Below are 16,362 nucleotides of genomic sequence, written 5' to 3' on the forward strand. Positions count from 1 at the left end.
CACTTATGGAATAATTGTTCGGCGGCCGAATGTGTAAATGGCACTTAAGGTGTAATAACTACCCCGTTTAAATCGACGAACGGTTTGATCAGCATCAGCTGTTTGCGAGGTTACGTCGCTGCCAATTTTGCCATCCCGGTTGAAATCCTGAACAAATCGGACATATTGATTGAGTATATCCTGAATGCCCAGACGCATTTCCAGCTTTTTGCTGACTTGTTTGGTTAGGTTCAAATCCACTACGTTACGGGGCATTTCGTAAATCGTTGGGTTGTTCTTATTCCCAACTGCAAAAATTCGCTGACCAAATACATTGTAGAGAATGTTAGCCTGCCAGCCTGACTTGGGAGCTGTATAATATAGGCCAGCGTTAATCAAATAAGGCGATTGTCCTGCCAAAGCTCGCTTAGCATCGACAATACCCCGAACATCAAGAGTACTAACGGTTCCACTGAGATCAGGAAGGGTAACAAAGTCACCAATATTAACCGTGCTTTTAATGAGCGATACGTTGCCCACTACGGATAGATTTTGCAGAAATACGCTTGAAGAATTCTGAAATCCTTTCCGCACTTCTAATTCGATACCGTAGTTTTGAGCTGAGTTCGCATTGATGAACGAGTATGCTAAACCATTAGCCTGAAGCAACAGAAACGACTCGATTGGGTTGCTGAAATGTTTGTAGAATCCCGACACTGAGATAAGCTCGTTGGGCGTCGGATAGAATTCCCATTTCACATCAGCATTCTGGATGTTAGCCGTTTTGAGGTCGGTATTTCCGCGAATATCTGCCAGCAGATTAAAATCGAAGTAGCTGAATGGGGCTAATTCACGGAACTCGGGGCGGTTTACTGACGATGAATAGGCGAGCCTCAGATTCGTACGGTCGCTTACTTTATAGGTGAAGTTAACGGAAGGAAGCGGGCTGAACACTTTGTTCGATACCAGTTGTTCTTCCGCAGTGGTGCGAGTAGCACGGATACCCTGGTCGTTGTATTCGCCCCTGAAACCAACGGTTAAGTTAGCTTTTGGCCCAAAATAAACATCGCCACTTACATAACCGGCCAGATAGGTGTTCAAGCCTTTATACGAGTCCAAAGGCTTTGTTCCATCCAATAGAGAAAACCCGTTTTGACCGTTTACGTTGGCAGGATTAAATGCGGTATTGATGTCACTTGCTTTGGCAACAGTGCTATTACCTACACCCTGATATCCATAGAAGCGGGCCGCATAGTCGCGGTTTTTACGTTCGGCGTATACCCCAAACCGGATGCGGTTAGGCTCACGATCAGTAGGGTTGCCAAAAGTATGTTCTCCATTACCAATAGCCGATACGACGTACTCATGTAACTTGGAATAGAACCGGCCAACGTCAATTGGGTTAGGGTCATTTGGCGCAGCAATGGAAAATTGCTGAAGTTGTCCATCTGCGCCAGTGGCGCCCGTAACGCGCTGATAACGAACTCGCTTCCAGTCTGGCTCCCAGCGGCCAGTATAGCCAAAACTAGCGATCCAGTTTATTTTCGTCAGTTCATTAACCGAATGTTCACCGGCCAATTGGGTCGTCAGAATGCTCCGGTTTTCAAATCGCTCCGAATAACTGCGTACATCAAAGCCATCCTGAACGCGTTGGCCCGTACGAACTACCGTTTCGGTTGTACTAAGCTGATTAAACAACGTTTTCCACTCCAGGGTGAATGCTGGTGAAAACCGCGCTGACCAGTTATGCAATATGCCTAAGCGTGACTGGCGCGCATAGTTTGCATCACTATATTGCTCTGCAACCGCGTTTGCCGCGCTCCCGTTGTCGTACAGTTTAAAATCAATAGCAGAGAATTGATTGGTACTGGCGTAGTTTACGCTTGTCAGGTTACTGACGCGAATGTTACCTACGTCAAACCGACGACCAAAATTCAATGCCAATCGTACATCAGGATTTACTGAGAAATTTTTAATACCCCATGAATTAGGAAGCAATTGGGCATAAGCTGCCCGCTGCAACGGATTTAGCCCATTAAACTCGCCCAGCTTGGTTGGAAAACTGGTTGGAATCTGTTGCTCCTTACCCCATAGTCCTAACCAGTTTAGCCCACTACGCGTATGAGTCTGTACATCCTGGAAGGTTGTGTTAGACCTGTATCCGAGCGTCAGTCCGGCGTCAAAGAAATTCTGTTCGGGCCGGCGCTTTGTATATATTTTAACGATACCACCCGCAAAGTCGCCGGGAAGGTCAGCCGAACCGGATTTAAAGACAATCATCCGGTCGATGATATTACTAGGTACTAAATCAAAAGAGAATGACCGCGTATCTACTTCGGTCGATGGTGTGATAACATCGTTGATTAACACCGAATTATACCGGGCAGCCAGACCGCGAATCAGTACGAAGCGGTTATCGACAATACTTACACCCGGAACCCGGCGAATGGCCGCTGCCGCATCACGATCCTGCGATTTTACGATCTGTTGGGCCGAAATACCGACCGCTATCGGTTTCAGTTGTTTGATTTCGGTGATAACCGCTACTTCAGTGTTGGTTGCCCGGTTGGCCCGAACCACAACTTCCTGTAAAGACTTGCCCTCTTCGTCCAGTTCGGTTTCAATGGCCGTGGTGTTGCCCGACTCAATCCGAACATTTGGAATTTCTTTCGTTTGATACGAGATGTAGGAGATAACAACTTTCTGCGTACCGGCGGGAACATTGGCAATGGAGAAATTTCCTTCAACATCAGTAGTACCACCAAGTTGGGTACCATCAATTCGCACGGTGCAGCCGATAAGGGCTTCTTTTGTCTTACTGTCTTTAATGATACCCCTAACAGTACCTGTCTGCGCCAGAACGGCGGTCGAGAAGAGTGAGAAGAGAATAAGTAATACGTTTCGGTTCATATTGGTAGATTGGAGTCGCTTTTAAGCGTCGCAAAGCTACCAGTCCAATATTACGCCAACGTTACCCCAATGTTACGCTTGGATTATATTTGCCAAAAGCCATAACTTATTAAAAATCAATATTTTACAAAACAGCATTAGAACTGATTTTAATTCTGCTCCAGCTCTGAAAGAATCTATACAATTTGGCAAAAAGCAGTACTTAAGTCGAATTTATTCGGCCACCCCATTAAACATCTTTCCTTGCCTTCTGGAGGTATCAGGAGTAAATTCCCAAAATCCGTTCACAAAATAGTACAAAATTTCGTTGCCTTTCATCAACAGAAACGTTGGTATCTGATCGACCTGTAACGGCTGTGCAGGCAAATCACCGGCACATAGAATATGAATCGGCTGGTCATGAAAGCTATTTTCAGGCAACTGACGCACCCTAAAGGCAACGATGCCCTGACTCCGGAGCGCGGGTAAATCAAGCTGGGTGATTGCATCAACCGAGTCAAGCGTATCCGTGTAAATACGAACAGGAGTCAACGTTAACCCGGTCGCATCGATTTCCTCCAATCCATAAAAAATAGAAAGGTCGCCAATATCATCGATCACACTTTTATAGCGAAATCCTTCATCGTCTGTATTGACCTCGATGTGCCTGATGCCTATATCGATCGTTATGGAATGGCCTTCGCGAATAACCGTTGCATTACGTATCAGTACATCGAAAAGTAGTGGGCCATTTTCGGGAATAGCCTGATAATCGGCCGTATTTTCCTGTTTATATGACCCGTCGGCAATAGCCGCCAGAGCCGTTAAGATGGCTACGAAGTTCAGTCGCCGGATTGTCATTTTCTCCACGTCGCCTTTGAAGCCTCCCGACTCAACCAAAACCAAGGTTGTTCCCCATTTCTGGATATTGTCGCCAAACGCCCTCGGCTCAAACTCGTCGTCGAAACGTCCGACCTGTTCCGGGATAAATTGTTGCAAAACCCGGTTCATACCTACGATGAGTTGCATCGATCGTTCGCGTACCTCATTGATGTTCCGATCTTCATCGTAGGCAGTTGCCAGAAAGGACATTACAGCCTGCTTTCCGGTCTTGCCCACGCTATAGCGCGGATTCTGGTCATGGAGATTGAAGCCGACCAACGGCTGTAATGTCTGTTGTAAATTTTTGAGCAGCGCACCCTCCGGTGTTTGGAGCCGTAGCGCATCCCGATTCATGTCAATGTCGGTTGCGGTTCGACGCTGGAATCGTTCAGCCCCATCCGGATTAAGCATCGGCACAAAATACAGCATTGTATGGCTAAGAATCGACTGCCGAAGCGCATCAAATTCGTCGTTATTTGCTTTCAGGAAGTTAAAAATATCGAACAGCGCCATAGTCGCCGTGGCTTCGTCGCCGTGCATTTGTGACCAGAGCAGAATCTTGTTTGGCCCCGTTCCGGCCTTAACCTGATAAATCGTCCGCTTCTCAAGCGATTCGCCTACCTGGCTGACTTCGAAAGGCTCCTGGCCATCCAACGCATTCAATACCGGGACAATATCTTTGTGCTTGAATCGACGTACAGTGAAGGTCTTTTCTTTATATGTATTGTGCGTATCGTGGAGTCGACGCGCGACATTCTGGGCTTGAGAATCAGTTGACATCATCAGCAATAATACTAGAAATGCAGATGCAGAGGGTTGAGTGACTAGTTAACCGATACGGGTAAAAACTATTCAAGTCAATGCATCTGTATTTCGGGCAGTTTTATAGTTTCTGTCCAATCAATACCCCCCCCATCGAAGCCAGGAGGCATAGGATTACATTTAAAATAATGTTGAGTAAAGCGATACCCGTGCGGCCGTTTTGCAGCAGAACGACGGTGTCATAACTAAAACTTGAAAACGTACTAAGGCCTCCGCAAAAACCGACCCCAATCAGCAGGCGAGCCTCTTCGCCGGTTGTCCTCACCAGAACCCAACCCACCACTACGCCCAGAATAGCACTAGCTACTATGTTTACAAGCAGGATAGCGGTTGGAAACGGGGAGCCGAATAAGGTGGCCGGAATAAATCGCCCGGCAAGATAGCGAGCCAGGCTTCCTGCACCACCACCCGCAAAGACCAGCACATAAGGGTGAGTCAGCAAGGTTCTCATGTGGACAAACTTACGAAAAAACGCCTACGCGATTCCGCCAAACTCCTGCGAGCAGCCCCAATAAGCCTTTTTTTTGCTATCATTGTAAGATAACCCACTCCAGCACGGTCCGCCGTTGCAGACTCAGCATCCCCTTGCTCCGCCTTCCTATGGCTCAGAACCAACTTAAAAAACTCTTAGGCGTCGGCTTCGGCGTGGCCGTAACCATCGGCGGTACTGTCGGCACTGGTATTTTGCGTAAACCCGGCCCTATTGCACAGGATATTGGTAACCCTACGCTTATTATAGCCGTTTGGCTGGCCGTTGGCTTATACGCCCTCATTGGATCGCTGTCGGTCATGGAGCTAGGAACCATGCTCCCGAAAGCCGGAGCCTGGTACGTATACGCCCGGCGCGCCTTTGGCAACTATGCCGGTTTCATCATCGGCATAAGCAGTTGGTTAGGCAGCGTGTCGGCCATGGCTTTCGGCGCAGCCGTTATGAGTGAATATACAGGGCTGCTCTCCCCCTCGCTCGTTCCCTATCAAAAAGTCATAGCCATTGGCATTTTGATAGCCTTTGTGGCTTTTCATTCGATAGGCGTTCGATTGGCCAGTCGCGCGCAGGAGGTCATGAGTGTATTGAAAGCGGTTGGACTTCTGGCTTTTGTGGTTGTTTGCTTTGTTATAACACCCGACAAACCTGTAGCGATTTCAGCCGATGCAATCCGGCCGGTGGCCGAGGGTGGCGTTTGGCTCGGTATTCTGGCCGCTTTACAATCCGTATTCTATACGTATGATGGCTGGCACACAGCTGCTTACTTCACCGAAGAAGACGTAGACCCAAGCCGTAATCTGCCGCGTTCCATGATTAGTGGGGTCTTGCTGATCATTGGCATTTATATACTGGTCAATCTGGCACTACTGTATATTCTGCCCGTATCGGCGCTGGCAGGCTCGAAGCTACCGGCTGCCGATGCCGTTCAGGTGCTGTTTGGACCGGGCAGCGCGCAGGTCGTTACGTTCCTGCTGATGATTTCAATTATGGGTATTATCAACGCCCAGATTATGTTTAATCCGCGCGTTATTTTTGCGATGGGCCGCGATGGATTATTTTTCCCTTTTGTTACGCAAGTCAATGAAGGAGGTACGCCCCTCAACGCGACAATCCTGACCGCAGTAACCTCTATTATACTGATTCTAACCAACACGTACAGTAAACTGTCGGATATCGCTACGTTTTTCTTCGTGTTATGTTATGCATCGAGTTTTGCCGCGCTGATCCGTTTGCGGAAAACGGAGCCGGAACTGCCCCGACCCGTACGAGCCTGGGGTTATCCCTTCACGACCTGGTCGCTGCTTATTGCTTCGCTGGCGTTTCTGGCGGGCGTTGTCATCGGCGATTTTTCCAGTAGCCTGTATGCCATTGGGTTCATTGCGGTTAGTTACCCGGCTTATTTGCTCATAAAGAAATAACGGCCTGCAAATCAAGCAACAACACCCTCCCGATGAGATTTTAAAAGTTCTGGTGAATCTCTTTCAATAATCCTGCTGTCCGCCGACGCATTTCGCTGACGGGCTGCGTGAAATTATTATGCATGATACTAAAATAAAGCACCTTATTACGCTTCGTCAACACATAACCACTCAGGTTATAGACACCACTCATTGAGCCCGATTTGGCAAAAATATAGGGTTTATCGGCGGTAGGAATCGAACGCAGCGTGCCCGACTGGCCAGCGGCTGGCAACAGGGCGAATAACCGTTTTTGCGGTACTTTCTGGGCAATTTTTTTCAGTAGGTCGATGAGCACATTGGGCGTAAAAAGATTATACCGCGATAAACCAGAACCGTCGACCCACTTGGCCGAAGTAGCTGGATAACGTAAGCTATCAGCAGTGCGTTGTAGCTCGGTAATTGGTTCAAGCATAGCCCCTGTTCGTTCGGCAGAAGCCATAAACAGCACTTGTTCAGCAAACTGATTATCGCTCACCTGAAGCATCCGTTTGTAAAGCGAATCGGTTGACATGCCGCGCACCAGCCGGGCATCAGCTGATACGGGCAGATGTACGACTCCTACCGGACGATGCAATGTATCGGCCAATAACTGGGCGACCAGCTCCGGCACCCATCGAAATGGGACATCCTGTCTTGCAGGTCGATCGCTATCCGGACGGACAAACTGATTGCTGAATTCATTTCGACGTAAGCCTGGTCTGGCATTATTGACAACCCGAATACTATCAGCAAACCGTCGCGGGCTAACCTTTTTATTGACTGCCCGAACAACATTACCGTAAATGGGTAATGGAGCCAATTCGGGTGAATAATCATCGTTATAATCGTCCCAGGCCCATCCCGGTCCGAAACGTGGGCCAGTGTAGTTTGCCGGTGAGTAATATAATTGCTCCGGACGATTGCGTAAAAAGGCCAGTAGTGTTGTGTCTGACAAGTCGGGATGGAGTAGCAGGGGGTTCCCCGTTCCCCAAAAAATCAGCGAATCGCCCTGAGCAGCAGTAGGCCGAATGGTGTAACGAAACGCCGGTAACGAGTCCCTAAGCGAAAGTAATCCAGCATAAAAGCTAAATAACTTGGTGTTCGATGCGGGCGTAAACGGTTTATCGGCGTTATACTGAATCAACGTCCGTTGTCGTATCGGGTCATAGAGGGCAATGCCGGTAAAGTGATCGGTATACGTCGATTTTTTTTGCAAGTCGCGGGTGATCCGATGAGCGGGGGAACAAGCGACATGCAGTCCAACGATAAGCAGAAATAGGGTGACTTTCTTCCGTATGTTCATTGATTTACAGTATCCGGGCCATAAGTTATGTGTTACAACCCAAACCCGATTACCGTAAACCTACAAACTAACGGGCAATAATGACTTTCTGAGTCAGTACTGAATCGCCCGCCTTAAGCCTTAGGAAGTATAACCCGGTAGGTAGCTGACTTAGATCAAACTGTTCGCTTATCTTCCTCCCTCCTACTTTTAGCGTTAGCTGCCGATGTAGCTGGCCAGTTGTTCCCACAATGGAAAGTCCTGCTTCGGCAACGGGCCTGGTCAGTTCAGCTTCAATCTTGATCGTACCGCTACTGACGGGGTTTGGATAGACCGAAAACGTTCCGGCGCTAACTGGTTCATTGGCCAGAACCGGCGGAGGAGGTGGCACCTGAATCTGTAAATTATCGATGGCCCAACCCCAGCCATGCGCCAGTTGATCGGCAAACAACCGGAAGCGAATCAAAATCTGTTCACCGGCTTTAAATGTACCGTTTCCCAACAAAGAAATTTCATGGCGTTTAAACAGCGCAGGTGACCCCACGGCTGCTGAATTTTTCTCATCTGCGGTTGAACCTGCCACAAGATTATTTGTATAAGCCGCATACCAGTCATACTGACTATTCGAATTATAACCGGTTACCAGCGGTTTCCAGGTTTGCCCATTATCGCTCGATCCTTCGACCACCGCGTAATCATAGAAACCCGAACTGCCGAATCCACTACCCGCTTCACTTGGCTCGACCAGTACAATTTCGTCAAAGCGCATCACTGCACTATCCGGATTGGCCTTAATCTTAATGGGCGATAACAGCACATATTCAGAATTGCTCTGGGATTTAAAATCCAATCCGTTCTGATAGGGATGTTCAGAATGAATAGCGGGGTCTGCAAAACCCGATGGCGTTGCCAGTCCAAACCGAAAACCGGCAAAATCACTGGCAGTGGCGGCATTATTAAATGTGTTGGTATACCGATCAACGGCCGCTTTTGGCGTTACGACCGTTAATTCATAAAAACCCGTCTGGGGGCTAATCGTCTGATTTTTCGCCTTCGATGCATCTCGGGCAACAATTCGGTAGCTAATCTTATCGCCAGCTTTTAGCGAATTGGCCGGAATTGTAATCCGGTTGCTATAGATGCTGTCGTACTGAACACCATTAACCGTCAGCGAACCAGGTCGCAGCATCAGTTTTGGCTGGGCCACACCATTTACCTGGTAATCAACATAAGCCGAATCGATATTGGTGCTCACAAAAGCCACGCTCCGATCGTCCGATATCCGGGCATAAATGGGAAGGCTATCGACCAGTGCGGGGTTGTAAATAAAATTTTTGGCCGGACTAAACGAAATGGTTGGTGGTAATCGATCGGCACCAAACCGGACCGTATGAAGCAACTGTGTGTTATTTGTCGTACGACCGGGGTTTGTAAACGTTCGTCCCGATGCGTCCTGTGCTCTAAAGTAATACCAGATATCTCCTTTGGCTACGCTTGCGGGCATCGTATAGGCGTATACAGAAGTGCTCCCGGCGATGAGCGTGGGCGTAACCATTGTAAAGGTCGTATCAGTACCCGTCGGTGCACTTTTCCGGTAATAAAGCCGAACTGACCCAGGCGTTACGGTTGTGTCACTGACCAGTTTAACCTGAAAAACTACATCTTTTTCATCTTCACTATTGACTGGCTTCTGATGAAGCAAAGAAGTCGTTTTCCATTCAAGATCGTACAGGAAATTCATCACCAGTGGACCAGGAGAATGAATCGCTTCGGCATTGCCGACCCTGGGAGTCATTAGGGAATTAGTATCTTTCTGCGGGTATGTATTCTCGTCGAGATGGTAGAGACTAGATCCTAAGTCGAATGATGACGGAACATACAGCTTGGCGCGTTTTCCTACTTTTCGCTGCATAATTGGACCGTTCAAAAACAGATTATTACCAGTCAATTGCTGGAATAATTTGTTCGTATTGACGGGAAAAGTCGTGGTTTCAATGGCTGGCTTCTGACCCTGTCCGTTCTCAATAAAGTGGTCGTAAACAGCAAGATATGGATCGGTGCGATAGATGCCTTCAGGCCCGTTCGTCGCAAAATAGCCGATAAAACCAAGCCCATGCGCAATTTCATGTAAAACAACGGTTACCAGATCAGTCTGTCCGGCGGGGGTTTTCTGATCTGTACCGTAATACCAGTTATTATTTCGGTTAAAATCGGCCGTAATATCCGGATCGGTAGGGCTATTTATTTCGTGCCGGGCTATTTTTTCGGCTAAAGCAATAGGATAGAGTGCATAGGCTTTTTGCGCCCCGCCCGAATCCAGTTCGGCCCCTAACCGGATTTCGGCCGGACCAGCTGCTCCCAGAACACCCGGACTCTGGGTAATCCAGTTTGCTTTAATCCGAATCGGAACGGGTGAAGAAATCAGGCTCGCCCAGATGTCGACTGCATACTGAAATGCTTTTTGCGCTTCGGGCGTGAAATTGTTGTACGAAACGATAAAACTGGAGGTTGCAGTCTTCCGCAGGTTTGGGTTCTGGCGCGCTTTCAGAAATGCTTCGGGTGCGGCTATTCGTGTAAAGAAATCCTGATCCGACTTATAGCAAATGGTTTTAGGAGCAGGTAAGTTGGTTCGAATTCGTTGCACAAATTGACCATAAGCCGTTGATGAAGCTGTATTTTTTTGCGCAATTACTGAATTGGCCAGCAACGAACCAGCCAATGCTATACCAGCCGCGAGGACGCGTACTGACGATTCCCGTAAACGCATGCGAACAATAGAATTACAAGTCAATTAGTTGCATTTAATAGTCCATATTCTGTCAGCAAATGGCATTTGCTGACAGAATATGGCTGTCTGAACATTATTTTTTTCTTCCAGCGACCAAAGTAGCCATCAGATCGCTAGAAAAAAAGTCCATCCTATCTACCGTTCAGTTTACTTACTCTGTATCAGCCGTTCGTTTCAAGACCAGTGACACCGAATTAAGGCAGTAGCGCAACCCCGTCGGTTGAGGTCCATCATTAAAAACATGGCCCAGGTGAGCATCGCAGATGTTACACAAAACCTCTACCCGAAACATACCATAACTATAGTCTTTTTCGAGCCTAATGCGTTCTTCTTCAATAGGCTCCGTAAAACTTGGCCAGCCCGTTCCTGATTCAAATTTGGTTTTGGATTCAAATAATTCCGTTCCACAACACACACAGGCATACAAACCAGGATCATGTGCTTCGCAGTACTCTCCCGAAAAAGCCCGCTCAGTCCCTTTCCCCCTCGCCACACGATATTGCTCTGGCGTCAGGATTTGACGCCATTCTTCATCGGACTTAATAACCTTCTGAATCATACCTGTTTTTAGTTTTAGTTGAATACATAGCTATAAACGTAAAACATCATCTTATCCGATTTGTCTTTACTACACCGTAAATTCGCAACTGGATTGAGGTTTTACGGCCTGTAGTCTTTGGTTTTCGATGAATAAACCAAAGACCAAATGCGGAAAACCATAGGCTATAAACGATAAACTCATTGACTGTCCGACAGATTTTACAGCAATTTTGGGGCTATTCTACTTTCCGACCCATGCAGGAAGAGGTAGTTAATACCGTGCTGGATCGGCAGGACACGCTCGTTCTGATGCCAACGGGCGGAGGAAAATCAATCTGCTTTCAGGTGCCTGCCCTGGCGATGAAGGGTGTCTGTATCGTTGTCACCCCCCTGATCGCCCTCATGAAAGATCAGGTCGAGCAGTTGCGCAAACGAGGCATTCCGGCAACCGCCATCTATTCGGGAATGCATTATCGCGAGATTGATACGGCGCTCGATAATTGCATCTACGGGAATACTAAATTCCTGTATGTGTCCCCGGAGCGACTCCGGACCGAGATTGTCATTGAGCGTGCCAAACAAATGACGGTTTGCCTGCTCGCCGTTGATGAAGCGCACTGCATTTCGGCCTGGGGCTATGATTTCCGGCCACCTTATCTGCAAATTGCGGAGTTTCGGGAGCTAATTCCAGAAACGCCCATCATTGCCCTGACGGCGTCGGCCACGCCCGATGTTCAGGTTGATATTCAGGAGAAACTGGCCCTGCGCGGCAGTAATGGCGGCCCGGTTCAGGTCTTTCGGCAGACATTTGCGCGGCCAAATCTGTCCTATTCCGCCGTTCTGGAAGAAAATAAAGAATCCCGGTTATTTAAGGTATTGCAGAATGTACCCGGCAGTTCCATCGTGTATGTGCGCAGTCGTAAGCAAACGCAGCAGATAGCCCAGTTGCTTTACAGACAAGGCATTTCGGCTGATTTCTATCATGCAGGCTTAACTACCCAACAGCGCGCCGATAAGCAGGATGGATGGATTCAGAATCAAATTCGGGTCATGGTAGCAACCAACGCTTTTGGCATGGGGATCGATAAACCCGATGTACGGGTCGTTGTGCATTTAGATGTACCCGATTCGCTCGAAGCCTACTACCAGGAAGCCGGACGGGCTGGGCGCGATGGACAGAAAGCTTATGCGGTCATGCTCTATTCGAACAGCGATCTGGACAACCTGCGCTTCCGAACCGAGCAGCTCTATCAACCCGTCGACATGCTGCGTCGGGTCTACCAGGCACTGTCAAACTATACGGCCGTACCGGTTGGGGGTGGTTTATTCAATAGCTATGACTTCGATCTGAACGCCTTTACCAATACGTTCAATCTTCCTGCACAGGAAACGCATTATGCGATGAAACAACTTCAGTTAGAAGGATTTATTCAGTTAAGCGAAAATTATTTTCACCCATCGCGACTGCTGATGGTGCTGGACAACCGGCAGTTGTATGAGTTTCAGGTTTTAAATCCGCGCTTTGACCCCTTTCTCAAATTGATTCTGCGCATGTATGGTGGTGAAGTATTCACCGATTTTATCACCATTTCAGAGTCTGCGCTCGCCCGCACGTTTCTGGTCAATCAGCGTGAAATTGTGGCACTGCTGGAGCAGCTTCACGAGCGAAACGTTGTTGTCTACGAAAAGCAGAAAGACAAGCCGCAGCTAACATTTCTGACACCACGCTTCGACGCACCAACCCTCCCGATCAACGTACAGGAACTCAATCGTCGGAAAGAATTAGCCTTGCGAAAAGTGCAGTCGGCCATTATCTATACCGAACATCCGACCCAATGCCGCACCCGGCTTTTACAATCCTACTTCGGAGAAAAACCCGGTGAAGCCTGCGGCATCTGCGATAACTGCATTAAAAAGAAAAAGAGCCAGGAAGTTGTTTCGTCGGTCATGCGGGAACAGGTGCGCGAGTATGTTGCCTTAGCGAATGGTCCGGGCGTATCCCCTAAACAGCTGGCTCATCATTTTTCGCAAACAGATGCCGATGCGCTTGCTCAAACACTAAAACAGATGCTGGCCGAAGAAGAAATCCGGTACACAAAAAACGGGAATCTCACGTTGAATAGCGGTGAATAGCTACCTTGATAACTGAGTAGTTGACAACCGGCCGATTGCTCAACTATCCCTCATTCGCTCCCATTTAGCCCATTCCTTGCCATTTGTCCCAGATTCGTGCTGTACGTCCCTTCCAGTTGCAGGAGATTTTCGGGAGTTGCTATGTTTGTTCTGTCGAAAGACGACACAGACTTATAACTTCAGATACTGCACACAATGAAAACGACAGCCGCTACACTCCTTCTGGTTCTCAGCCTGGTTACAGGCCTGTTTGCCAAAAGCGTCACCCCTACAGCCGACTAGGCAACGTATAAACTGACGGTTGTCGTATCGGACGTTAACAACCGAACTGGTAAATTATACATTGGTCTGGCAAACGATGAGACTACCTTCAAAGGACAATCCGTTAAGAATATAGCTATCGATGTGCCAGCTTCAGGCGAAATCACGGTAACATTTGATGGTCTGACAGCAGGCCGCTATGCCGTCCGATTGTACCAGGATCTTAATAGCAATCAGAAATTAGATTTTTCTGGTCAGATGCCTGCCGAGCCATTCGGTTTTTCAAATGTCACAAGGCTAATGGGGCCGCCCAGCTTCGATCAATGTTCCTTCGAGCTTACTGAAAATAAAGCGATTCGAATAAGTATGATGGAAATGTAAGTAATTTATCTTACTGATAAATAGATGGATCATGCCCTGTTCTGCCCTAAACTTTGTGCTACAAATCCCGGCACCATGTCAATCCACCGCATAACTGTTCTCATTTTAGTAAGCTTTGCACTTTTCCCTTCTCTTCAGGCACAGACTATTCCACTACGTATTCGCTTGCAGGAATCCCGTCAGCAACCCGTGGTGGGGGCAACGCTCCAGTTAACCGATCGCATCGATACCACGCGACACTTATACGCATTAACCGATACGTTAGGCACGGCCACGTTTCAGCTTGCTCTCAACAGAACGTATAGCTTGCTGGTAACATCGGTTGGTTTTAAGCCCATTCACAAACTGATTAAGCCAACCGCCGGGCAATCCGTTTTGACCTTAACAGCCGAGCAGGACAACATTATGCTTCAGGGTGTATCGGTTACGGCAGCCAAACCACTCATGAAGCAGGAAGACGACAAGACCATTGTTGATCCTGAACCCATTGCCAACACCAGTACAAGTGCCTACGAAATTATGGAGAAAACGCCCGGCATTTTTCTGGACCCCGATGGCAATGTTTACTTAAGCAGCACGACTCCGGCTACGATTTACATTAACGGACGAGAGCAGAAAATGAGTGCGGCCGACATTGCTTCGATGCTCAAGAGTTTACCGCCCAACAGCATTGCCCGTATGGAAATCATGCGGACGCCATCAGCCCGATACGATGCCAGCGGGAGCGGAGGTATTGTGAACATAATCCTGAAAAAAGGCGTGAAAATTGGGTTGACGGGCTCCATCAATGCAGGCTTCAACCAGGGGCGATTTGGTAATCAGTTTGCCGGAATAAACATCAACAATACACAAAACGGACGGTCGGCCTACTTAAATGTGAACTACACCAACCGGAACACCTATGAGCAGGTTCAAAGCAATCGAAATTTCACAGCCGATTCTGTACTTCGGCAGGATGCTTACACAACCTATCCGGCTCAGGTCGTGTATGTTGGCTATGGTCTTAGTTATGAGCTTTCCCGTAAGTGGGATGTTAGTCTCGATGGTCGGTTTTCCTGGAATCAGGCCAATTCTCAGGCCAGCAATGACAACCTGATCAGCCAGATCAGCACCGGGCGATTGCTGACTGAGAACCTCAACCAGGTAACCAACAAAAACCGCCTTTTGTCATTCAGCCAGGGGTTTAACGCCAAGTACAAACTGGATACGCTTGGGTCTGAACTTATCACCGACATCTCGTATAATTTCAATGGTACGCGCGGCTTGCAGGACTTTTCGACGCAATACCTGCTTCCTGAACGGGCAGGCACGTCTGGCGACGGCAACTTCACCAGTCAACGCCATCAACTGGCCGCTCAGGTTGATCTAAAGTATAAAATCCTTAAAGCGGTTACCCTCGAAACGGGCCTCAAGGCTACCGGTCAATATTTTACCAGCGATGCGGCCTATTTCAATCTTGTCGGTAACAATCGTTTACCGGATCGCGCCCGAACCAATATGTTTGATTATCGGGAAAATATCAACGCGGCTTATGTTCAGGCGTCCAGAACATTTGGCCAGTTTCTGCTGAAAGGGGGTGTGCGGCTCGAAAACACGAACATGGATGGGCATCAGCGAATCCCGGCTGATACCTCATTCCGGATTAATCGCACCGATTTCTTCCCTTACCTATTCCTGAGTCGTAAGGTGGCCAAAATTGCCGGTTATGAATTAAGGAGTTACCTGATTTATCGCCGGTCTATTACCCGGCCTACCTACGATTACCTGAACCCGTTTGCCCGTTATGTCGATCAGTATCTTTATGAGGCTGGCAATCCGGCTCTGCGCCCTCAGTTTACCGAAAACTACGAGCTAAATATTAGTGTGGAAGACCGTCCGATTTTTGCCATTGGCCGAAACCACACACAGGATATTTTCACGAATGTGGTGTATCAGGACCCACAAAATCGACGCATCGCCTATCGGACGTACGACAATCTTGGAACAAACCGGGAGACCTATTTCCGTGTTCTGGGCGCAATTCCACCGATCAATCGCTACTTTTTTGTTGTCGGTGCTCAATTCAATTACAATGAGTATAGTGGTGTTTATGAAAATGCCCCGCTGAATTTCAAGCGGGGCAGCTGGTCGTTTTTCACGTTTCATTCCTTCAAAATCGATAAACGCTCGACGGCAACACTGAACGGCTTTATCCGGACTCGCGGGCAGCTTCAATTCTACGAACTAAGCAATTTTGGAGTGTTAAACCTGAGCCTGAACCGAAAATTCATGCAGGATAAATTATTGGTAACGCTAACGGCCAACGACCTTTTCTTTACAAACTATTACCAATTTACGTTGCAACAGGGAAGCGTTGTCGCCAATGGCCTTCGCCGGAACGATACCCGGCGGTTTGGAATAACCCTGCGTTACAACTTTGGCATTCGTAAACGGGAAGAAAAAGTAAATATGTTTACCATTGAACCTCCCAATTCATAAT

At 48.0% G+C, this 16,362-nt stretch carries 10 protein-coding genes; 4 read left to right on the plus strand and 6 right to left on the minus strand.

The features are described from left to right. Nucleotides 1-3: 3 nt before the first annotated feature. The 3 genes from GJR95_RS10505 to crcB all read right to left on the minus strand — a co-directional run bounded on the left by GJR95_RS10505 (nt 4) and on the right by crcB (nt 5,023). The gene (locus GJR95_RS10505) at nt 4-2,889 is read right to left on the minus strand and encodes a TonB-dependent receptor (protein ID WP_162385824.1); all 2,886 of its coding nucleotides are present in this window, start codon (nt 2,887-2,889) and stop codon (nt 4-6) included. A 213-nt stretch (nt 2,890-3,102) separates the two neighbouring features. Further along, nucleotides 3,103-4,533 carry a M14 family zinc carboxypeptidase gene (locus GJR95_RS10510; RefSeq protein WP_449618981.1) on the minus strand — a complete coding sequence of 477 codons (1,431 nt, stop codon included), beginning with the start codon at nt 4,531-4,533 and terminating at the stop codon, nt 3,103-3,105. Nucleotides 4,534-4,633: 100 nt separating this feature from the next. Next, the gene (crcB, locus tag GJR95_RS10515) at nt 4,634-5,023 is read right to left on the minus strand and encodes a fluoride efflux transporter CrcB (RefSeq protein WP_162385825.1); all 390 of its coding nucleotides are present in this window, start codon (nt 5,021-5,023) and stop codon (nt 4,634-4,636) included. Nucleotides 5,024-5,172: 149 nt separating this feature from the next. On the opposite strand from crcB, the gene GJR95_RS10520 reads away from it, so the two are divergent. Beyond that, nucleotides 5,173-6,477, plus strand: a complete 1,305-nt coding sequence (locus GJR95_RS10520) for an APC family permease (RefSeq protein ID WP_162385826.1) — start codon at nt 5,173-5,175, stop codon at nt 6,475-6,477. Nucleotides 6,478-6,517: 40 nt separating this feature from the next. On the opposite strand, the gene GJR95_RS10525 is transcribed toward GJR95_RS10520, so the two are convergent. From GJR95_RS10525 to msrB, 3 genes are all read right to left on the minus strand, one after another. Then, nucleotides 6,518-7,801: a D-alanyl-D-alanine carboxypeptidase/D-alanyl-D-alanine-endopeptidase gene (locus tag GJR95_RS10525; RefSeq protein WP_162385827.1), complete on the minus strand. Its 1,284-nt coding sequence runs from the start codon at nt 7,799-7,801 to the stop codon at nt 6,518-6,520. A gap of 67 nt (nt 7,802-7,868) precedes the next feature. Beyond that, entirely contained in the window at nt 7,869-10,547 is a 2,679-nt protein-coding gene (locus tag GJR95_RS10530) for a T9SS type A sorting domain-containing protein (RefSeq protein WP_162385828.1), read from the minus strand. A gap of 172 nt (nt 10,548-10,719) precedes the next feature. Next, a complete protein-coding gene (gene msrB, locus GJR95_RS10535; protein WP_162385829.1) occupies nt 10,720-11,127 on the minus strand; it encodes a peptide-methionine (R)-S-oxide reductase MsrB in 408 nt (135 codons plus the stop codon). A 182-nt stretch (nt 11,128-11,309) separates the two neighbouring features. Between msrB and GJR95_RS10540 the strand changes: the two genes are divergently transcribed. From GJR95_RS10540 to GJR95_RS10550, 3 genes are all read left to right on the plus strand, one after another. After that, the gene (locus tag GJR95_RS10540; protein WP_162385830.1) at nt 11,310-13,241 is read left to right on the plus strand and encodes a RecQ family ATP-dependent DNA helicase; all 1,932 of its coding nucleotides are present in this window, start codon (nt 11,310-11,312) and stop codon (nt 13,239-13,241) included. A gap of 294 nt (nt 13,242-13,535) precedes the next feature. Then, nucleotides 13,536-13,883 (plus strand): DUF2141 domain-containing protein, encoded by a 348-nt coding sequence (locus GJR95_RS10545; RefSeq protein ID WP_162391658.1) that lies wholly within the window; start codon nt 13,536-13,538, stop codon nt 13,881-13,883. 75 nt (nt 13,884-13,958) lie between these two features. Continuing rightward, the gene (locus GJR95_RS10550; RefSeq protein WP_162385831.1) at nt 13,959-16,361 is read left to right on the plus strand and encodes an outer membrane beta-barrel protein; all 2,403 of its coding nucleotides are present in this window, start codon (nt 13,959-13,961) and stop codon (nt 16,359-16,361) included. Nucleotide 16,362: the final 1 nt, after the last annotated feature.

It is taken from the genome of Spirosoma endbachense (genome assembly GCF_010233585.1).
GTDB lineage: Bacteria > Bacteroidota > Bacteroidia > Cytophagales > Spirosomataceae > Spirosoma > Spirosoma endbachense.

What these genes read in the sequence shown, in the direction of transcription:
- GJR95_RS10505 (WP_162385824.1), bottom strand. Translation starts at nt 2,889, where the DNA reads ATGAACCGAAACGTATTACTTATTCTCTTCTCACTCTTCTCGACCGCC.
- GJR95_RS10510 (WP_449618981.1), bottom strand. Translation starts at nt 4,533, where the DNA reads ATGATGTCAACTGATTCTCAAGCCCAGAATGTCGCGCGTCGACTCCAC.
- crcB (WP_162385825.1), bottom strand. Translation starts at nt 5,023, where the DNA reads ATGAGAACCTTGCTGACTCACCCTTATGTGCTGGTCTTTGCGGGTGGT.
- GJR95_RS10520 (WP_162385826.1), top strand. Translation starts at nt 5,173, where the DNA reads ATGGCTCAGAACCAACTTAAAAAACTCTTAGGCGTCGGCTTCGGCGTG.
- GJR95_RS10525 (WP_162385827.1), bottom strand. Translation starts at nt 7,801, where the DNA reads ATGAACATACGGAAGAAAGTCACCCTATTTCTGCTTATCGTTGGACTG.
- GJR95_RS10530 (WP_162385828.1), bottom strand. Translation starts at nt 10,547, where the DNA reads ATGCGTTTACGGGAATCGTCAGTACGCGTCCTCGCGGCTGGTATAGCA.
- msrB (WP_162385829.1), bottom strand. Translation starts at nt 11,127, where the DNA reads ATGATTCAGAAGGTTATTAAGTCCGATGAAGAATGGCGTCAAATCCTG.
- GJR95_RS10550 (WP_162385831.1), top strand. Translation starts at nt 13,959, where the DNA reads ATGTCAATCCACCGCATAACTGTTCTCATTTTAGTAAGCTTTGCACTT.